We start from the raw sequence: 21,569 nt of genomic DNA, 5'->3' as shown, positions 1-21,569 counted from the left end.
CCTTAGTTGGATTTGGTAGTGGTTTTATTGATAATGTTGCCGTTTGAATCAAATTGGTAATTAGATTGGAACTGCATGGATAGCTTATTGACGATAAAGGAGTAAGGGAGTGTTGTGCTGTAGTTACCTCCGACACCCACGATTTTAATGTAATAAGTGCTTCCAGCAGTTACATCGTATAGGATATTTTCAGCAAGTCCTGCTCCTCGCCCCGTTAAAGCTATTAGATTCATATTAGAATCGTAAATATACGCATCGTAGTTTAATCCAGCAGGGACATTGAGAATGAATCTATCTAAGCCAGTAGCTGACGCCACATACTTGTAGAAATCAATATCCGTTACTGACGAAATCAGTGAATTATAATTTTGCGAGTAATTTATAGCAAACGCTTGTGCTGAAGTGTCATTCGGTTCATATGCATTAGATAATGTTAAATTGCTTCTTATAACGGGATTCGACCATTCAACTCCATCATTCACCAAAACTTTGAAGCTCCATATACCACTCGCTAATGCTGTTGTTGACTTTGTTGTAGCGTTTCCGCTAATAATCCCCGTGTTGTAACCGACTGTAGCCCAATTATCTTGTGAACCTAGAATTTGATATGAGGTTTGTACTTGTCCATCTACATCTGCATATGTCCATGTGAAGTTTAGCACGTTATCAGGTATCTGTTGTCCATCTACATATGATGTAAGGGATAAGGTTGGTTGACTATTTATTTTAATATAACTGCTTGCTGTATAAGATGAGTCAGCTCCCTTGTTATCCTTGACTCTTACTTGCCAGTTATATAAATTGTTTCTACTTAACTTGCCGTTCGGCACTGTAAAGGTGTTAGCACTTGAATTTACCCATCCAGAATCATAGATATTTGTGCCTGACGAATTGCTAATAATGACTTCATATGCGGATTGTGTATTTCCTGCATCAGGATCAGAAAAAGTCCAGTTCAGGATTGGCGTGATAGTTGCCAATGCAGGTGCAATTGAAGTACCTAATGGGTTTATATTACTCGGGACATTTGGTGCATGATTATGAGCTATTCGAAATTGTGCTGATTGCCCCCAAGCACTGTACAACCCACCGTCATAACCACGGACTCGAACTAGAGCATTCGTTGATTCAGCGATAGACGAAAAGTCATAGGAAAACGTGGTAACTCCCGCATTCGTTAATGCAACTATATCTGACCATGTTGAACCACCGTTTGTTGATAACTGAATGTGATATTTCAATTGGCTCTGTGGTGTTTCACTATCGTTAGCAGCTGTCCAAGAAATTGTACTTGTCCCATCCCATACATCATTAGAGGATGGTGATAATATTAGTGGAATACTGGATGGTTCATTATAGACAATCGTGATTTTAGGTATTAATGTGGGTTCATTATAATGATAGTCAGAAGCGTAGAATGAAGTTAATCCATTAATAGCATTTTCTCCGATGATTTTCACCCCGTAATTTGGTGATGTTCCTGAAACCCATTGTTGTACAAGATTAGTTATATCCCAGTTGTACCACCCATTTCCACCAACCCAAGTTCTGTCAGAAACATTTGGATCATGCTGTGGTTGGTTATCCCAATATGCAGTATCAACAGCCCATGAAGAGATGTTTTTATAAAAAGCTATTTGCCATCCATCACCACCAGTAAAACGGTACAAACTTACATTTGCAGATTTAATAGTGATGTCACTCTTAAAAGAAGATAAGTCAAATTGAAGAAGTCCCCTACCTTCAGTAAAATAATCTTTATTTATAGAAATCGTAGAACGAGGAGAACCTGGCGTGGGAGGTGTACGGTTTCTACTAGTAATAGATGTATTCATTCCCTTAACTGATGGTTGCATTGTCACTGTAGGATCGACCTTAACGGGATAGACTAAATTAGAGACATCTGCAAATAAATCAATAAAAGTCTTATTTTCTTCCACTCTTATTTTTTGTACAACATCCCTGTGAATACCAGAACTATCTTCCAACCAAGCGGGTTCTAGCTGTAAATTGCCTGACTTAAACTTATCATCTAGTTTTCCTTTAACTTCAAAAGAAAAAAGTGTTGGTGCGGATGAATCCTTTAAAACAAGCGTTTCTTTAACACCCGTCTCCGTAATCTTCAATTCAACATCAGTTGAATTCCAAGCTTTCGAATACAAAATAGTACCTTTACCATACACAGTTCCAACAACAGAACTTGCTCCTACTGGAATAAAAGTAAGTTTGTCATTTCCTTTTCCAATTGAGTAACCCTTATTATATTTTTTCGGAAGCTCTGCTTGAAATGGAACGTGAAGTGGGCGATAAGCTGTTTCATCCTTATCCACCTTTTTAGCAAGGCTTCTTTTCATTCCATCTTGAATCAGAGATTTCACTTTCCCAGATGATTCCTTTGAAAAAGACGTTATCGATTTATCAATTTCAGCCTCATCGGTTAAATCGATTTGTATATCTTGTAATTGACCATTCTCATCTTCATAGTGCACATCTTCTCGACCAATAACAGCTTGGTATGATCCATCCTCCAAGAGATAGTGTTTGCTATTACTTGTTCGCTTCTCCTTCACCTCTCGAATAACTTTCTTATTAGATTGAACGTTAGTTTCTTTTCCAAGCATTCCGTCTAAAAGTGATTGACTACCCGTGTAAACATTGGTACTCACAGTAGAGTGAGTATTAGAATCTTGTTGAACTGTGGAGGTTGGCCAAATATCGGTTACTTGTTGTGAGACTGGCTGATTTAAAGCCGATTGGCGAAGTAGGCTAGAAGTAATACCTGATGATTTATAAGCTGGGTGTGTCATTTTCACTGCATTCGAGCTTGAGTGTTGAGTTCTTTGCTCCAGAGCTATGTCATTGCTTAGCTCACTCCCTCTAATAGTTGGCGAAGCAGCAACACCTCCAAAAGGTAGTGAAGTTAATAGAACTGAACTAATTACTAATGTTGATGCTCTCTTTTTCCATTTCCAAGTCATATAACGACTCCTTTCAACAATTAATTCCAACATACTTAAATATATCTTAGAAAGTAATTATTTTCCATGGTAACTTTTGTTTTAAAATATTATAAATTTAAAATTTTCATCCGCATTTCAGAAATAAAAAATAACCCTCTCTACCACAAGAGGGCTATCCTATCCGATACATTATTCGATTGTTTCACTCCGATATACCAGCTAATTAATTAAATCGACAGCTTCCTGCGACAACCAAATCTTGCCGTTTATCGATAGCGTGAGCGCGTTCAATTGTATGGTCTTTCCATCGAGCACCGCGATATTCTTATCAACCGGAAGCTTCAATAGGTTCGTGCCTTTGGTTACAGTAACAACAGGATTCAATGCATCGGATTTATCTACAGTTACAGTAGCTCCTTTGGCTGTAAAGGCATCGCTCGATGCGAATAATGTCTGGCCTAACGGCTCCAAATCGAGGTTCATTATCGATTGAAGATACTTATTCACATCAGTATTTTCAATCACCCCGCTTTTCGCATAATCCGTTGGCTTGAAATTGTTCGGGTGATAAGCGACTAGCAGCACCTCTTCAGCCGTATGCTCTTCCGTTGCAAAGGAGATGCCGACCTTCTCACCTAGCATTGGGCCGACTACTTTGGAAAAGTTGTCTTCATCGATGCTTTTCTTGATCTGCTCGATGTCCTCTCCTGTCAAATCTGTAAGCCCGTAATCTTGCGCCAGCACTTCCTTCAGATTGGATTTATCCTCATTGATCTTATCTTTTACTGCGTGAGAAGTCAGTTTAGCCTTGCTTAAAACAGCGTTCATTTTCTCCATCGTGTCATCGTAATTGCTTAAATACAAACCGCCCGTATTGTGGTCCGCAACGGATACGACGGCTGTATGGCCATCCTTTTTCGCGAAATCAATAGCAACTTTTAATGCGCGATCATAGGCAAGCGTTTCACTAATCATCCCTATCGGATCGTTGTCATGACCAAACCAATCAATATTACTAGCTTCAACCATCAAGAAAAATCCTTCTTTGTTGCTGGATAACGTATCAATCGCTTTTTTCGTCATTTCTGCTAGATTGGGCTGAACCTGCGGATCATGCTCGATGTCGGCATCTAAGCCTTCAGGTGCGAACAGCCCCCACAATCTATTCGCCTTCGTGTTTAACATCTCTTTCTTCGTTGTCACATAAGTATATCCGTTGGTTTCCAATACCTTTGTCAGATCTTCTCCATCCTTGCGGTTGCTGCCTTCTTTACCAGGGATGAGGTAGTCGGAGCCCCCGCCTAGTACAACGTCGACCCCGCTATATACCATCTGCTCGGCAATGGATTCCGCCTCATCGCGTTTAAGCGCATGACTGACGAAGGCTGCTGGCGTCGCATCGACGAGCTCGCAAGTGAAAACCAAGCCTGTCGACATGCCATTTAATCTAGCCGCTTCAAGAATGGTTGGGATAGGCTTATTCACCTCGCCTGGTTTAGGAGTGGCAATGCCTGGCATTGCTACCACAGACGGGAGGACGGCAAGAGATTCGCTGACCGTTTTATAGCCTGTGGCATAAGCAGTTGCAGCAGCAGCCGAATCGGTCGTCAAAGATTCCGTCGGATAAGTCCTTACTAATCCTGAGACATATTTATCCAAGAAAAGCGGCTTTCCACCTTGATACCATCTGGCTAGATTGGTTGTGGTTAAACCCAGACCGTCTGGAATAACCAGAATCACGTTTTTGACGGTATGCTCCGCTTCATTTGCGCTAACGGAAGACATACCGCCGCTTGTAGCGAACACGCTGCATAGCAATACAAAGCTATTGATGCCGTAGATTAGCCTTTTTCTCATTTTCAATCTACCCCATTTCCAAATGTATGTAACTGCTTACACCTTACAGTCTATCGTAAGATTTAATGAATATTCTGCACGTATCGCATCCAAAATTAGTTTTTTCAACATATTGCATCCAATTTGCAAATCCTTTATATTCGTCTTGAGGTGTTATGGATGGAATCTACTTTCTACAGCAGTCCCCCTTTTAATATTTCTCGCAAAAAATTAATCCATACGAGCATGCCGTCGCATCATTACCATGATGCCTATGAAATTCTTTATTTTATTTCCGGGGAAATCTATTATTTTGTTGAAGACAAAACCTATCCGATTGTCAGCGGCAGCCTATTATTTATTAATATCAATGATCTTCACAAATTAGTTAATTCAAGCGGCAAACCATTTGAAAGAATTACCTTGCTCTTTAAGCAGCAATTTTTTAGTAACTTTATGATCAATAACGACAATTTCGATCTCTTCTCAAGCTTTACTTCTAGTTCTAATATTCTCCGATTAAAAGGCTCTGAACAAAGTTTTATTGAGAATTTGTTTGAGAAAATGATTCATGAGGAGTCAAGGCAGCCGCCGGGGTTTGTGCACTATCAACAGCTTCTACTTATTGAACTATTAATTTTTATTAAGCGAAAAGTCGATGCTGGAGAAAGCAGTTCATGGGAGGAACCCCATCGTACCCACAAAAAGGTATTTGAAATCATTGATTACATCCATAGCCACTATAATCAGCGCCTAACATTAGCGTGTTTATCCAAGAGATTCTTTATTAGCGCTTCCTATTTCAGTCGAATTTTCAAAGATACGACGGGTTTTACGTTTATCGAATATTTGAACAATGTCCGAATTAAGGAGGCTCGTTTACTGCTTCTGGAATCCAAATTCAACATGACTCAAATTTCCGAAAGCGTCGGGTTCGATAGTTTAACTCATTTTGGGCGAACATTCAAAGAGATCACCGGATTGCCCCCGTTGCAATATCGCAGATTGCAGAGAGAGCGTAACACGTAACTCTACACCTCGGGGTTTGACCTCAGCCATGCGTCGGCGCCACAACGCGCGAAGCGTTCTGACACACCCTTATATACATAGAAAAATCGCCCTCCCTTCTTGACGAAGGAGGGCGATTAGATAGATTTATCAACGTAGCCATTCATCACTAGCATAGCTGCGCCTACAACGATAGATTTGGCTTTCAATTCGGAAGTCAGGATTTTAAACGTGTCACGAAATGGTTCCCATACCACCTGTGCACACTGCTCCTCGATTAAAGGCACAATTTCACTGTGCTTTTCCACCAAATCACCGCATAAGATAACCGCGTCGGGATTGTACATGCAAACGATATTGTTAATGGCTATGCCAATGTAAAGAGAAGTTCTGGAAATAATATCTTGAGCCCAATTCTCTTCGTTTTGTACAGCCGCAAACAACTGCTCGATATCGGTGGTCTCCTTGATCCGGTTTGCTTCGTGCAAAATGGCTGACTCGTCAATATAGGTTTGCAAGCAACCCCTTTTGCCACATTCGCACAGGTTGCCATTGGGATCAAGCGTTGTATGTCCTAACTCCCCCGCACTGTTCGAACCCCCTCGGAAAATCTCACCATCAATGATCAAAGAGGAACCGACTCCGCTGCCCAGTTCAATCAACGCTGTCTTTTTCGAGCCGCGGGCAGACCCAAGCAAAAACTCGGCAAGTATTTTCACTTTCAAATCATTATCAATGACCGTAGGAATAGGCAGCTTGTCCTGAATGAGACGGGCAATAGGGACTGCTCTCCATCCCAATGTGGACGAATATTGGACAATTCCCCGCTCATGATCGATCACCCCAGGTACACCAATGCCGATGCCAATAATTTTCGACTTGTCGAGTTGCTTATTCTCAATAATCAAGTTGATCGTTTCGAAGATGACGGACGCTGTCACCTCAGGGGTTGTCTGCAAGGCGATATGCTCCACCCGCTGTTCATGGAGCAGCTTCCCGCTGAATTCCATGACGCCGAACTTTATTGCCTTTTTACCGATGTCCACCCCGAATGTATAAACGGCTTGCGGATCGATATCTAGCATAATAGCCTTTCGTCCGACACCTACCGAGGTTAACGCGGTTTCCCTTACCAAGCCTTGTTCACATAACTCGGCAACGATGCGACCAACGGATGTAGGACTTAGCTTCGTAATTTTGGTAATTTCAGCACGGGAGATCGGCCGCTTTTTTTTAATGATTTCCAAAATCATCTGCTTATTGTGGAGTCTGATCACATCTTGGTCATGCTTCTCAATTTTTTTCATGTACTTGATTCCTCTTCTTTATTCCACCCATGTTAATAACTTTAATGTTATCAAGCCAGCAGACCGCAGTCAACCTGTAGAATCATGATCCTTAAGTAACCTTTTTATCGTTTTAATTTTGTTTGGATCGATATCGTTTATGGGATTATTATCCACTCGGACACCTCTGCCAAAATGAATTTCTTTAACGCCTGTCGCACGAAGAAAGGCGGGAATTGTATCAACCGACAACCCGCTTCCGGCTAAAATTTGCAAGTGTGACTGATTGGCTTGTTGGACAAGCTTCCTTATTTCTACTTGGGCATCAAGTACGCTGGACTTCCCTCCTGATGTGAGTATTCGGTCAATCTGGCGATAAGAACGAAGCTCCTCTAGCGCCATCTCCTGAGCGCTTACTTCATCAAAGGCGCGATGAAAGGTCACGGATAATCCCTCAGCTTCATCAAGAAGTTGTCGCAATATCTCATGATCAATGCGGCGATCTGCGGTAAGCGTCCCAAGGACAATACCATGAGCGCCAATGTGTTTCACGGTCTGTATATCTTTAATCATCGTTATGAGATCACTTTCGTTATAACAAAAGGATTGACTGTGAGGGCGAATCATCACTTGAACGGGAACGCTCGTGCGATGGACAACCTCCTCAATTAATCCATAGCTGGGCGTTAATCCGCCCTCCAGAACCCCGGTAATGAGCTCGATGCGATCTGCACCGCTCTGTTCGGCTAGCACCGCATCTCTCACTGTAGTTGCAATCACTTCCAGCAGCATGGCTCTCCTCCTTAATCGTTTGGGATGTCGTCACCCTTTGACGGCGCCCTCTGTAAGACCTGATACAATGTATTTTTGAGCAAAGGCGAATAGGATCACAACGGGAATCAAAGATAAAATACCGGCTGCACTCATTTGCCCCCAGTTGATATCAAATTTTTGCACAAAATTACTGAGTCCAACCGGGACTGTTTTGGTACTTTCGCTATTCGTGAACATAACCCCAAAAAACAAATCATTCCACGCTCCTGTAAACGCGAATACAAGAGTTGCAACAATGCCGGGTCGCATAATCGGTAAAATAATTTTTATCATCGTTTGAGCCTTGTTACATCCATCAATAAGAGCCGCTTCCTCCAGAGATACGGGAATTCTCTGAAAGAAACTCGACATAGTGAGTAAACAAAAAGGTATGTTCATAGCTGTATAGGTAATGATCAACGAAGGCAGCTTATTCAACAGCTGGAAATGGCTGAAGGTGATGAAGAGCGGAACTAATATGACCATCACTGGAATCATCTGCGTAGCCAAGAAGGAAATAAGAAATAGCTTCTTCCCTTTAAACGAATATCTGGCCATACTATAGCCACCAAGAATGGACACGATCAGCACAAGCATCGAACTGCTCATACTAACAATGAAGCTATTCATAAAATACTGAGGAAAATTAGAATTTTGAAGGGTGTCCCAATAGTTCGAAAAGGTTAAATTTTGGGGCCAGAGCGTTAAATGCCCGCTATATATTTCCTGTCTATCCTTCAGGGACGTTACGAGCATCCAGTAAAAAGGAAATAGTGAACCTATCAGAAACAGGATTAATAGAAGGATTCTAGAAAATGTAGGGAACACGTTCCGCATAGAGGAGACCATTAGAAATCACCTGCATCATCATATTTAGTAGCTTTCAAAAAAAGCAGCGTATAAACAATTAGAATCGTTAGCATCAGAATTCCTAGCGCAGAGGCTTGACCGTAGTCCGTCGTATAGAAAATTTTATTAAAAATATAAGAAGGCAAGTTGTGAGAAGTATTGGCTGGCCCTCCATTCGTCATAATGTAAATCAAATCAGCTGAATTGAATACCCAGATCACTCGAAGCAAAATCGTAATAATCAGCGTCGGCTTGATATAAGGAATCGTCACTCGAAACAACTTGGTAAATCGGCCTGCCCCATCTATATCAGCTGACTCATAGATATCTTTAGGCACGTTCTGTAGAGCAGCAAGAATCATAATTCCGAAAAAAGGCACTCCATACCATACCATGGCCGCGATGACTGGGAATATAGAGACATGTGGAATAGCCAAAAAGGGGATGCCTTTTTCCAGAATTCCGAGTTTCACCAATAGGTAGTTAATAAGTCCATTTTGTTCATTAAACATCCATTTAAAGATCATACCGATTAAAAAGGCAGAAACCGCCCAAGGTAGAAAAACAATTGATTGGTACAGATCTTTCCCTTTAAACTTTGTATGAAGTGCTAGTGCTAAAATAAATCCAAGAACGAACTGCAGGCCTACCGTTAAGATGACCCAGAGCAGCGAATTCCCTAAAATCTGGGGGAGATTCCCATCTGCCAACAAGGAACTGAAATTTTCAAATCCTGAAAAGTGGATATTCCCTGGCTCAAATAACACATAATGCATAAAAGCTAGCTTAAACCCTTCTACCAATGGATAAGCAAAAAAAGCGAGTATGATAAGAACTGCAGGAGCGATTAATAAATAGGGCTCGAATGATTTCCATCGATTTGCGTTTAGCATGTTTGATCTCCCCGCCTTTTCGATACGTTAGAATAAATAACCGGGGATTAATTGATATCCCCGGTCACTTTGGCTACTTCTAAGGATTTTCCTTCATATAAGCTTGCTGTTCTTTCGTTAGGAAATCGGCAAGATGCTTCGTCGTCTCTTCAAGTGATTGAGCCTTCGTCAAATACTTTTGCGTTTCTTCCACAGCGAACGTTCCTGTGAATTGACCAAGCTTCGTTAAATAACTCGGAGGGCCAGCAAACACAATGTTGGCATCCGCCATGGAACCTGCATACCCGGCAATCGGCCCTTTGCTGAAGAACGGATCCTTCAAATTATCTTTATAAATAGGAATCGTAGAATTTTTGATGCTGTACTCCAGATTGTTCTCAGGTGAACTAAGGAATTCAATTAACTTCCAGGAAGCCTCTTTATTTTGCGATTTGGAGGACATTGCGTAAGCGGCTGTGTAGCCCCAGAAAATATAACGTTTTCCATCATCCGCTTTTGGCATTGGAACGACATTCCATGTGCCTTCCTTCATATTTTTCTGTGCTGTAATAATCACTTCAGGCGTTTGATTTAATATAGCAGTTTGACCGTTTAGGAAACCTTGCACCATTTCGTTGAAACCCCAATTGACGGATTCTTTGGGAGCGTTCCCATTTAAGTAAATATCATAGAATTTCTTAAAAGCTGCTGCGGCCTCTGGCTTATACAGGATCGATTTCCCATCTTTATCAAACCAGCTGTCAGAGTGAACCGCAGCCATTACGTACTCCATAGCCCGAATAACGCCGTTAGCTCCTCCCCTAAAGGAAATGCCGTATCTCCCTTTCGAGGAATCCGTTAATTTCTGCGCTAAATTAAAATAATCATCCCAAGTCGCGATTGTCTCAGGCATATTTAGTTCTTTAAACCAATCGCTTCTTATAAACAGGCCTTGAAGCAAGAAGCCGTCTGGAATGGCATAGACATTCCCTTTGAATTTATTTCTCGCTTGCTTTGCCGCTTCCGTCAAATTATTTAATTGATCCCATTTGTCATAAAAGGGCTGCAAATTCTCAATATAGCCAGCGGAAGCCATAGCTACCAAGGAAGTATCATCAATGCTTAATACATCAGGAAGAATGCCTGCTGCACCCATCGTCATCCATTTCTTATTCGCATCGTCCCAAGGAACAGAGGTATATTCCACTTCAATATTAGGGTTTTTCTCTTGGAATTTTTTCAAAAGCCCCTGCATGAGAGCTGTTCTTTCCGGACTTGGAAGCGGATCAAGATAGGAGATTTTCGCTTTCTTTCCCTTGGTATCTGCCTGTTGACCGTTATTCGAACAGCCCGTTAAAGCAAAAGTCAGAAGAAGAATGGAACATAGCGCTAGAATCGTAATTTTTTTCTTCATTTTAACCCCTCCTGTAATTTGATCTATGTTATTAATTAATAACCTAACCAATTGTATCTATAGGGCTTGTAAAGTGAAAACCGCTTTATTCGTTCCAATCGTTTTATGATTATCGTTCTTAATCTCAGTTGGAGAGAGCTGATACATACGATCAATCGTGCTTTGGTTGCTGTAACCAATTTGCTCAAGAATCGAGGCCGTAATAAGTGGCCACTCATCCTCAGAACCATCCATCACCTTAAGCGCAAAGCCTAGCTTTTCTTTTTTTAAGCCAAAACAATAAACGCCTTTAGCTCCACCCTTAGCAACAATGTTGGGATCCATAAGTAAACTGGAACAAATGCGATTCGAACCCGCAATCATCTCAAAATTCGCGTTCATAAGACCCGTTATTTTGATAACAGCCGATCGAATATCGAGATCATCAATCGTCTCTGGACAGGCCAGTTTCAAGAAGGCGATTGCTAAATGCTTCAGCGGAATAGCGAATACAGGAAAGCCGCAACCATCCGTACCTATGTGAATCTGTTCTCTTGCGCATTCGGATAAGTAGGCTAGCGTGTCTACGATCTCAGCTTGGGCAGGATGGTTGGGTTCCCAGTAGCCCTCCGTCGGATATCCCATTGTTTTACACAAAGCAAGAATACCAAGATGTTTTCCAGAGCAATTATGATAAATCGAACGTTTAGGCTTTTGTGCTCTAAGCATGGCTTCCGAAGCGGGAACGCTTAAGGGGTATGTGGGGTGACATACAAGCTCATCCTCTACCACCCCAATTTTGGTAAGCATAGATTCCAATGCTTCAACATGGAAGGTCTCCGCGCGATGAGAGCCGATCATAATTGCAGCTTCTTTATCAGAAAGGCCAAACGCTCTATCTGCGCCATGCCTAATGACAGGTATAGCTTGAAATGGTTTTCCGGATGATCTCAAATAAGTTAACGCATCTACATCCCCCACTGCATACTTAACAGCGCCAGAAATGGAAACTCCGCAAATATGACCTCGATGCACACATTCTAGTGCGCCTCCGCGATATTCTTCGACTAATATTTTATCCATTGTGTCTTCCCCTCTTCTGAGTTAATTCCCAAATCATTAACATTAGTGGAATAATAATTCCGCTAATGTTATTAAAATCGCAAAAAAAACATAAAAACGGGGTAAAAATTCAATAACTAAGCTGAATCCATCACTTATCCAATTCATTTATTCCAGTGATGTTAATAAATAAATACTAACAACTCACCGTTATGATGTCAAACAATTTTTATTTTTTTGTCAAATAAACTAACAGGTAGCGCTTTCTTATGGGATTTTCACAGAATAAACTGCATTACGAACAACGTTCATGTCATATAATATGACTTCAATTAAAAGCAATGGAACCCTAACTGGATCAAAGGGTTTTGCGCATGGGGAGGGATTCACTAGATGGAGGTAGCGACCACGTTCCGTGTACTACACGACAAAAAAAGATCACCCGAAAATAGCTTCGGCGTGATCTTTTTTTTGTCTAATCGTTCGGTACCAGCATGTTGTATAGCATGGCGGACTCTTCTTGTTTCGTCAAGGCTCGTTTCGAACCAAAGTCGATTGTGCCATCGGTCGTTGTCACTTCGGAACCATACAGCTTTAATGCTAGTATTGTCTGAATATCTAGAAACAGGTGTTAGACTGCCATCCACCATGAAACTATTTGAAGACTGATCGCGAACTTCAAAACCCGTCGAATGTGTTAATAGCATTTCGACCGTAACGGGAGTTGCAAAGGGATTGTTGACTTTGTACCCATCCAAGTATTTCTCGATATTGTCCTGCAGCCCTATCTTTCCTTGGTCTACCAACTGCATGATGGCCAGAGCCGTAAACACCTTGGAGACCGAAGCGACGCGGAACACGGTTTGATCAGGCTGAACCGGGGTGTTGGTGCTTCGATCCGTAACGCCATATCCCTTCCTGGCTAACACTTGGCCATTCTGCACGACGGCGACAGTGAGTGCGTTTATTTTCTTTTTGATTGGATCTTGGGAAAAATAATCGTCTAGGAACTTTTCTACTTCTTTAGCAGATTGTGGACCTCTAGCCATATTTGCTTGGGCTGAGGCCGTTGTCCCCGCAGCCGTGGCCGCTTGATCGATAGACGTGCTTAAAAAGAGAAAGGCTAGCATGAGAATCGAATGCTTATGGAAAATTTTTTATTTTTTAACTAAACTTATTTCCTCCTCTTTATCATTCCATTTAATGGAAAGCGTAAAACGATCTTCCTCTACATAAGGGGTATCTAGCGTAGATTTCCCGCTTATTTTCAAGTTCGATGAGTGCGTTTCACTTTTCCCGCTGAATTTGAAGTTTTTGCTATTCACAAAAGAGTAACTGACATTTTCAACAGACTTGCTTTCTTTTCCGATATACTTTATCACAAATGCTTTTTCATTAGCTGATCGATCAAGCGAACAGTCTACACGCCAAGATTGATTTTGCCCATTAAAATCTATTGGCTTTGAGCATCCTATCAAGCCGATTAGACTTAATAGGATCAGGCTGACTATCCATTGTCTCATAGCGATGCCCCCTTATGAGCTGTTCACATCTTCTTGCTACACGAGCTTTAATTTCACATAAAAATGGATCTGTCCACCGCTTTGCTCCACCCAGATGGAGCCTTCATGCGACTCCACAATACTCTTGGCAATGGCGAGCCCAAGGCCCGAACCGCCAGTGTCAGAGGAGCGAGAAGCGTCAACCCGATAGAACCGTTCAAACAACTGCTGCAAAACGTCATCGGTAAGAAGCTCTGACGGGTTGCTAACTTGCAAGGTAACATAACGATGATCATGGAGGACTGCAACCATGATCACACCTGGCATCAGGCTGTACTTGATCGCATTGGTTAACAGGTTCTCGAATACACGAATCATCTTATCTACATCGATGCGTACCAACAGCTTTTCCTTCGGGATGTTGCGTCTGATGGTAAGGTGATGCTCCTCAGTTGTTGTAACAAATTCCTCAATCAGCTGCTCCAACAGCTCGTTGATCGCAACCCCCTCCTTGTGTAAAGGGACTTCGCGATTAGATAGCTTCGTGTACTCGAACAGGTCATCGATGAGCGACTTCAACTTTTCAGCCTTATTGTAAGCAATACTAACGTAGCCAGCCGCCTGCTCCGGCGTCTCGTAACCTTTGTCATGCAGCAGCCGCAAGTAACCTATGATGAGGGTAAGCGGTGTGCGCAAATCGTGAGAAACATTCGTGATCAACTCGCTTTTCAAACGCTCGTTCCGGCGTTCTTCCTCAATCCTCTGCTGCAAATCCTCCACCATCAGGTTCAAATCTCGGGCGAGTGAGCCGAGCTCGTCGGAGCTGCGTTCTATGACACGGTAATCCAAATTTCCCTTTGCAATAATGCGTAAGCCTCCAGCCAGTTCTTCGACGTGCCGCATTTTCTTTCGCGTTAAGAAGTAGAACAAGAGAATGAACACAGCGATAGCGCTTAGCAAGGACAGCGGACTTTGACCTTTCAGATACGTAATGTGCGGTTCAGGAATACCGGAGACAATCAGATACGATTTTTGTTGATTATAGTTAATCGGATAAAAACTGGAAAACTCCTTTCTTCTATAATCCTGATCCGTCCGGGCATTCATTGCGTTGCCTATCACATTGTGGATTTCGACATTCGTTTCTGCCGCGTTGCTGCTTCGAAATAGGACCTTTCCTTCCAAATCGGTTACGAGAACTTTGAATTTCTGATCATTGGACATTCTCTTTACATGTTCTTCAAAGTTTCTCATTCTCGCCGCTGGATCCTCGCTATCTGGCACATTGCTTTCGTTTGACCAGGTCTTTAGTTCATTAACCAAGCTGAGCGCTGCATCATCGATTCTTTCGATACCGTACTTATAGTCAATGACGGCTACCCGCCGCATTTCATTGAACACGTTAGAACAGATACCATAGGCTAGGGATGCGACCAACAAACAGATGGCAAAGGTAAGCATTAATTGCAACCGAATGCTTCGTTCCACATGGCTCATACCAAGGACGTACAATCTCCGAACCAGTAAGATCAACTTTCGAAGCAAGTTAAACGGGAAGCGTGTAAACGGAAACCTGTTCAGTCTAGAGTACGGATCGAAATCATATGGATTACTCAACTTTGTAGCCGACCCCCCAAACAGTTTTTATAAACTTCGGTTTTCTTGGGTTTTGCTCAATTTTTTCGCGAATTTTGCGAATATGCACCATCACCGTATTGTCAGAGTCATAGTACGTTTCCTTCCAAATCGTTTCGTAAATTTTCTCTGTGTTCCACACCATCCCACGGTTACGTACCAGAAGTTCGAGAATGGCGAACTCTCTCGGCGTTAGCTTAATTTCACTGCCTTCCAGCTTAACTTCATGCGTCTTTGTATTAATTGTCAATTCATCGACCTCAAGCTCGTGATCCTTGCTTACATGCGGTATATTAAGCCGCGTGTAACGGCGAAGTTGAGATTTAATTCTAGCGATAAGCTCTAGGGGGTTAAACGGTTTGCTCATGTAATCGTCAGCGCCTGAGCTTAAGCCCCAGATTTTGTCCATGTCTTGACTCTTGGCGGAGAGCATGATGATGGGCATATTTTTATGCTCTCGAATTTTGAAACATGCCTCGATCCCATCCATTTTCGGCATCATAATGTCGAGAACGATCAGATCCACCTCTTCCTTCTGAAGGACTCGCAATGCTTCCGCTCCATCGGCCGCTCGGAGTAACTGATATCCTTCATTTTTTAAGTATATCGCCAGCAAATCTATGATTTCTTTCTCGTCATCGACAAGGAGTATCGTAGGTTGTGCCATCACGGTAGCCCCCTTTGAATTTTGGTATAGATGAACTAATTTGAAAGTATGCACGTAGTTTCAATACACTTTCATAAACGTACCAAGACGGGAAAATAAATACAATAGCTTTATTCGTAATCCATGGTACTCAGTATAGCCGCAGAATCTTAACAGATTGTAGAAACCTTTCTTAAGATTTTCTTAACGTACTGATTTTTGTCTGCGTCCTAACCCTCACAAGTTGATTCAGTCGTTTGACCAACCATAACTAATCCCGTAAACAGCTATGGACTAACATCATGCAAATCAAGCTGCTTGGGCGTTTCCAACACACAAAAGACCGGAAATTGATCGGAGAGTTAACCGAGCAGTTTCCAGTCTTTTGTACGTTTATGGACCGTTATTTGTTATATGTTTCTTCTACTTCACTACCTTTATTGATTTATCCTCCGCAGAGATAATTAAAATTGCATCATTGTATGCATACACATTTGAAACCTGATCTGCAATTGCTAGATTGAGTTTACCTGATTTGTCCAAAACTTTTACGCCATAATCTCCACCCGCTGCGAGCTTGCATATTAGTTTGTCATTTACTAGTTGGACACTTTCTAATGGATCTATCAATACAAGCGTATCTTCTTTAGACGGCTCTGCCTTGTAAAGATTGAATTGGCCCTTAATATCTGCAACGGTGTAGTATACATGCCCATCTATTTCGCTATACCAACTTGCAGCTTTGTTATCAGACAGTTTGTGTTCATTTGTTCCATCTAGGTCTGAGGAATACAAGAGATGATCAGCATCTTTTACATAATATAGCTTGTTATCTATAATCTTAAAATTGGCCAATTCTGAATGTGTAATCTTTTCAGTTTCATTTGTTTTTAAATTTATTTTGTATACGTTATTTAAATCTCCAGTTTCAACAGGATAGGGTGAGCCCAGTAGATATGCATCGTCGCCGATGATTGTAGTGGAACGATCACCGCCAAAACCTCTACCAGGTCTGTTGTCTACAATATGCCATCCGTATATGAGATTGGGATCTCCCACTTTTTTACCATGTGCAGGCTCTTCTCCTTTTGGTATCCAACTAAGATTGTTACCTCCAGGCGGTACGGATTGATTTATAATTAAGGATCCATAAGATGAATCTTTGAAATCGAGATACCCCCGATACTTATTTTCAGCTTTTCCATCGTCGTTTACCTTGCAATATACATCCGAACCCATTGTAGCTCCTCCAACATGATAAGAAAACCAAAGCTCGTCATCTCTTATTTCAAATTTCAGAGACTTATTAATTCCATGTGAGGTATCCAAATCATAAGCATACACCAATTCTTTGTTTGATGTGTTATTCTCAGGCACTCTATATACTTGGTTCGTATGCTCAATCGTTTCTGTAAAGTAATAATAATTTTTAAACACAGCAACACCATTTTCGCCCGCATCTGATGTAAGATTCACCGTTTTTAACTGTGGGTTATCGGAAGTAATCGCCAGCCCTTTGGAGGGATCCCACTCATACTCCCATCCAAACTCATCATGAGCAAATTTCCATGTGAGAGGAAAATAAGTGACTTGATTAAAGCTTAAAAGTGGATATTCTTCATGAGAATTATCAACTAATTTTCCATTTACCTTAATCTCAGCTGTTGAAACTTTAGCCTTGTAGCTGTTCGAATTTTTTTGATTTGTTTGGTACGGCATAAACGACGAGGCCACTTTACCTTTAGCGATGTTAAGACCATCTTTTGGGTTCCATTCAGCTTCTAATCCCAAAAGCCTAGAATCATACCATGTTATTGGAAAATACGTTGTATCCTTATAGAGTAAAAGTGGGTATTCTCGGTACTCATTTTCAACTCTATTCCCATTTAGCTTAACTTCAAAGTTAGGCAGTGTGACTCTTACACTTTGCTCCGCAGCGACACTCTCCTCAAAGTATATTGAACTCAAACTAATCATGAACAAAGCAACCAATAATACAATCTTATAGCCCAAACAAATCATCTCCTCTGCTTATTCGGAAATCTATAGTATTAGACACAGCTAAATCGAATTGGTTTCATCACAAATGTTGTAATATATAACTGGCCAGCTCCGCGCTCCCCCTTACTGTCAGCGTTTTTGTTTTTTCGACAAACAGTGACGATTTGTGAGAATCTTGTGAGACTGAAATTGTATAATAGGGCCGAGAACGCTAGGAAGGTTCGAGTAGAAGCGTACAGGAAGGGGACCGTTGCGATAACGGAGCATTTGGGATTGCAGAATAGGCCAAAGGTCAAAAAAACGTATATTACAGAAATGGAGAGGGTAGTTTTGAAAAAAAGAAAAATTTTAGCTTTCACGTTCATCATAACATTACTGGCGCCTTCGGTCATACTGCCGAATCACGCTCATGCGGCTTTACCTGGCGCAAAGCATCAAAAAGTGGGCGACGATGTATTTTTGGGCGGGAATTATATTGAAATGGGAATCTCGAAAAGCGGCTCGTTTGGTTCGAAAAGCGCAGCGCCAGCCAACTTCCATCCTGCGGGAGGCAGACCTAATATCGGGTTTAGTGTAGACGGGGATGGCTTCGATAACGGCGACCCGATGACTAGCGGCGATTTTTTTCTTCCAGGATCTCCTTTTGAAGGGTTTTTCGTTGGAAGTCGAACAGGATCAGAGACAGGCGTAGTCACTAAATTTTTTAATTCAGAACGAACAGGAAGCATCCAAATTCCGAGTATAACAAATGAAGATTTATCCAGCGGCGATACGCTAAGCGTCAAGACTACAGGTATAACACAAAATGGGAAAATCAAAGTCGAACAAACGATCTCATTTGGCGTGAATGACAAATACTTTAAACTAGCGGTTAAGCTAACGAATTTGAGCGCAGAAACACTCTATGACGTTCGCTATATGCGCATTGTAGATCCGGACATTGATGCAGACTTTAAGGGCACCTATGCAACATTGAATTCTGTCCCCAAAAATCCGCCGTCCGATGCACAGGCGATTGTTATCGCCAAAGGGCCAGTCACAGGCAACCCCTTCATTCTGATGTCTGCGGACAGTCGGGCAAGAGCTGCGATTAATGCTAACGATCCTTACAGTAATGCAGCGTATCAAGCTGACGGAAGTAAATTGAAATCAGCCGAAGTCACAGACGACCAAAATGTCGGTATAACAGGAGCGCTCGGTAATCTAGCGCCGAACGCGTCAGCAACATTTGATATTTTTGAAAGTCTTGATCCTGACCTTAAAAAAGCATTAGATTCTTTAAACAATGCCACGCCTACTAATCATCCGCCAACAGTAACGGACAATACATATAAGACAACAATAGGAACTTCGGTAAGTGGAGCCGTGTACGGTTCGGATGCTGATGGAGACGCGCTGACATTTAGTCTTGTCACATCTCCAGCCAAAGGATCCGTAGATTTGGCTGCAAACGGGGCGTTTACTTATAAGCCTAAGCCGGACGCACTGGGGCAAGACAGCTTCACATACAAGGCTAACGATGGGAAGGCGGATTCCGTCTCAGCTGCCGTATATTTGACGATCACTCGCGTAGAGGCAGAAACGCCAACTTCTTCTCGTTCTTCAGGCAGCTATGGCGAAACCATTACAGTTAACGTGGAAAATTCGGGGACGAATAGCGGAGTCGTAGTAGCCTCTGCCGTGATTAACCGCACGATGAAATCAGACGGCACCAAAAAAGACCAAGTGGATTTTTCTGCCGAACAGGCAAAGAAAATGGTGGACAACATCATTGCGGCGGGTTCGACCTCTGCGAGCATCGTCATTCCGGACGCGAAAGATGAAGTGTCGGAAGTTCATGTGACCGTTCCGAAGGAAGCGAAGAAAATTGTTTCCGATGCCAAAATCGAATTAGGCATTGCTACGGAGAACGCAAAGATTAAGATTCCAAGCGATTCTTTGCAGAGCTTAGCAGACGAATTGTATTTCCGCTTTTTCCCGATTAAGGATGAAACGAAGAAAAAAGAAGTTAACGACCGCGCCAATAATGAAGCGATCGTGAAGGTAGCGGCAGGTGATAAAAAAGCAACAGCTGTCGGTCGTCCGATGACGATTGAAACCAATTTGCAGAACCGTAACGTTACATTAGTGATGCCTCTGAAAGGCGTAGCTTTAAGTCAAGCTGAAATGAAAGACTTGGCCGTTTACATTGAGCACAGCGACGGAACGAAGCAATTGCTGAAGGGTGTACTTGTTCCTTACAATAATAAAGGAGATATGGGGCTTCAGTTTTCTGTCAATAAATTCAGTACGTTTACGCTTATGCATGTGCCAGGTTTAACGACTAAAAATCAACATACTGCGTATATGAACGGCTATGAAGACGGTACTTTCAAGCCGGAGAATAAAATTACTCGTGCTGAAATGGCAGCCTTATTGGCGAGAGTCGTCACGCGGGATACAAAGTCAGCCAATCTGGCCTACAGTGACGTTTCCTCCACGCATTGGGCAAAAGACGCAATTGCCAAGGCAACGGCGATGGGACTCATGCAAGGCTATGCCGACGGGACATTTAAAGAGGAGCGATCTATTACACGCGCTGAAATGGCAAGCATAGTTTCCTCTTTAACAGGCAACGAGCAGCGCACAGGTACCGGGTTCACAGATATTGCGGGCCACTGGGCGCAAGCGTACATTGTGAAAGCGCAAGGCGCGGGAATTATTAACGGTTATCAGGACGGATCATTCCAACCTGAAAAAACGCTGACGCGCGCCGAAGCAGTCACGATGATCAATAAGGCGCTTGGCAGAGGACCGCTAAGCGGATTCGTGCAGTCGCCTTGGAAAGACGTTGCAGAGACGCACTGGGCGCTCCGTGATATTGAAGAAGCTTCCGTAGACCATGCTTTTGAGAATAAAACAGATGGCGGCGAACAGTGGGTTCAAAAACCTTAAGCCAAAATTGAATATGTAAATTTAAAAAAGGTATAGCCCTGGGCAGATAACTGCTTTAGGGCTGTACCTTTTTTAGGCTTACCAACTACTTGCAACTTTATTTGGCATGGTTTCGTCGTTATCTAGGGAACAAGGAATATGAGAATACAAAGGCGAGTAAAAAGAATATGCTGATTATACCCTTCCTGTACACCGTATCAGCAACGAATAATAATTTGTGTCAAAAGGGAGCGATTGTATGAGAAGAACTTATTTATTCCCCGTCTTTCTTTACATTGATTGTAATGATGTCTTGTTTAGGGTGCGAAAAAGCTACCAAAAAAGGTCTCAAATTAACAACTAAACAATTACAAGAATTTTATCCTGGTGACATATCAAAAGTTAATCATATCGAGATTCGAAGCGGTTCAACTGGCGAACTCAAAACATTTACTAACAAACAACAGTTACAAGATTGGCTTAGTGGGGTACGTAATTTAGAATTTAAGCCTGACCCAAATCAAGAAAAGAGAGTTGGTTATTTATTCTTTGTGGATTTTTTTGAAGGAAATGATAAAAAACTCCGACTCACTCCTGGTGATGTTGAAGGAAATTATTATATTTACAACAAGGATTTAGAAAAGCAAATTCGAAATCTTTTTGAAAGTAAGTAATGATATATCCATCAGGGGAGCCAAAATAACTTCCTTTTTATACGAAAATGATGTTTAAGGTTGGGTTTGCACGGTTATGGTACCATTTGACCCACTTCTCGGGATTTTTTAAAAATTAG

The 21,569-nt window shown here is 42.0% G+C and carries 16 protein-coding genes; 3 read left to right on the top strand and 13 right to left on the bottom strand.

Translation table 11 applies throughout. The features are described from left to right. Positions 1-2 precede the first annotated feature (2 nt). Both GK047_RS20350 and GK047_RS20345 read right to left on the bottom strand, forming a co-directional pair. A complete protein-coding gene (locus GK047_RS20350) occupies positions 3-2,978 on the bottom strand; it encodes a DNRLRE domain-containing protein (protein WP_163951024.1) in 2,976 nt (991 codons plus the stop codon). Between the two features lie 201 nt (positions 2,979-3,179). Further along, on the bottom strand, positions 3,180-4,817 hold the full coding sequence (locus GK047_RS20345) for an alkaline phosphatase (protein ID WP_163951021.1): 1,638 nt from the start codon (positions 4,815-4,817) through the stop codon (positions 3,180-3,182). A gap of 159 nt (positions 4,818-4,976) precedes the next feature. On the opposite strand from GK047_RS20345, the gene GK047_RS20340 reads away from it, so the two are divergent. Further along, positions 4,977-5,825, top strand: coding sequence for an AraC family transcriptional regulator (locus tag GK047_RS20340; protein ID WP_163951018.1), 849 nt, complete (start codon positions 4,977-4,979; stop codon positions 5,823-5,825). A gap of 116 nt (positions 5,826-5,941) precedes the next feature. On the opposite strand, the gene GK047_RS20335 is transcribed toward GK047_RS20340, so the two are convergent. From GK047_RS20335 to GK047_RS20285, 11 genes are all read right to left on the bottom strand, one after another. Beyond that, on the bottom strand, positions 5,942-7,111 hold the full coding sequence (locus GK047_RS20335) for an ROK family transcriptional regulator (protein ID WP_163951015.1): 1,170 nt from the start codon (positions 7,109-7,111) through the stop codon (positions 5,942-5,944). Between the two features lie 69 nt (positions 7,112-7,180). Further along, complete coding sequence (locus tag GK047_RS20330) at positions 7,181-7,882, bottom strand: copper homeostasis protein CutC (protein WP_163951013.1); 702 nt, start codon at positions 7,880-7,882, stop codon at positions 7,181-7,183. A 30-nt stretch (positions 7,883-7,912) separates the two neighbouring features. Beyond that, on the bottom strand, positions 7,913-8,533 hold the full coding sequence (locus tag GK047_RS20325) for a carbohydrate ABC transporter permease (protein ID WP_240344065.1): 621 nt from the start codon (positions 8,531-8,533) through the stop codon (positions 7,913-7,915). A 218-nt stretch (positions 8,534-8,751) separates the two neighbouring features. Then, positions 8,752-9,645 (bottom strand): carbohydrate ABC transporter permease, encoded by an 894-nt coding sequence (locus GK047_RS20320; RefSeq protein ID WP_163951009.1) that lies wholly within the window; start codon positions 9,643-9,645, stop codon positions 8,752-8,754. A 79-nt stretch (positions 9,646-9,724) separates the two neighbouring features. Then, positions 9,725-11,038: a sugar ABC transporter substrate-binding protein gene (locus GK047_RS20315; RefSeq protein WP_163951006.1), complete on the bottom strand. Its 1,314-nt coding sequence runs from the start codon at positions 11,036-11,038 to the stop codon at positions 9,725-9,727. 57 nt (positions 11,039-11,095) lie between these two features. Next, positions 11,096-12,100, bottom strand: a complete 1,005-nt coding sequence (locus GK047_RS20310; RefSeq protein WP_163951003.1) for an asparaginase — start codon at positions 12,098-12,100, stop codon at positions 11,096-11,098. A 368-nt stretch (positions 12,101-12,468) separates the two neighbouring features. After that, positions 12,469-13,209 carry a serine hydrolase domain-containing protein gene (locus GK047_RS20305; RefSeq protein ID WP_163951000.1) on the bottom strand — a complete coding sequence of 247 codons (741 nt, stop codon included), beginning with the start codon at positions 13,207-13,209 and terminating at the stop codon, positions 12,469-12,471. Positions 13,210-13,236: 27 nt separating this feature from the next. Next, complete coding sequence (locus GK047_RS20300; protein ID WP_163950997.1) at positions 13,237-13,602, bottom strand: hypothetical protein; 366 nt, start codon at positions 13,600-13,602, stop codon at positions 13,237-13,239. Positions 13,603-13,638: 36 nt separating this feature from the next. After that, positions 13,639-15,198: a sensor histidine kinase gene (locus tag GK047_RS20295; RefSeq protein WP_240344064.1), complete on the bottom strand. Its 1,560-nt coding sequence runs from the start codon at positions 15,196-15,198 to the stop codon at positions 13,639-13,641. Next, positions 15,191-15,883: a response regulator transcription factor gene (locus tag GK047_RS20290; protein WP_163950994.1), complete on the bottom strand. Its 693-nt coding sequence runs from the start codon at positions 15,881-15,883 to the stop codon at positions 15,191-15,193. The genes GK047_RS20295 and GK047_RS20290 overlap by 8 nt, the downstream gene beginning before the upstream one ends. 402 nt (positions 15,884-16,285) lie before the next feature. Next, positions 16,286-17,884 (bottom strand): DUF5050 domain-containing protein, encoded by a 1,599-nt coding sequence (locus GK047_RS20285; RefSeq protein WP_481856024.1) that lies wholly within the window; start codon positions 17,882-17,884, stop codon positions 16,286-16,288. A gap of 309 nt (positions 17,885-18,193) precedes the next feature. Here GK047_RS20285 and GK047_RS20280 point away from each other — a divergent pair, with 309 nt between their 5' ends. Continuing rightward, a complete protein-coding gene (locus GK047_RS20280; protein ID WP_163950987.1) occupies positions 18,194-20,797 on the top strand; it encodes an S-layer homology domain-containing protein in 2,604 nt (867 codons plus the stop codon). A 275-nt stretch (positions 20,798-21,072) separates the two neighbouring features. Further along, positions 21,073-21,450 carry a hypothetical protein gene (locus GK047_RS20275; RefSeq protein ID WP_163950983.1) on the top strand — a complete coding sequence of 126 codons (378 nt, stop codon included), beginning with the start codon at positions 21,073-21,075 and terminating at the stop codon, positions 21,448-21,450. The last annotated feature ends 119 nt before the right edge of the window (positions 21,451-21,569 follow it).

It is taken from the genome of Paenibacillus sp. SYP-B3998, assembly GCF_010820665.1.
GTDB lineage: Bacteria > Bacillota > Bacilli > Paenibacillales > NBRC-103111 > Paenibacillus_E.
Note: the sequence above shows the minus strand (reverse complement) of the source record. Positions and strands in the feature narration are given on the sequence as shown.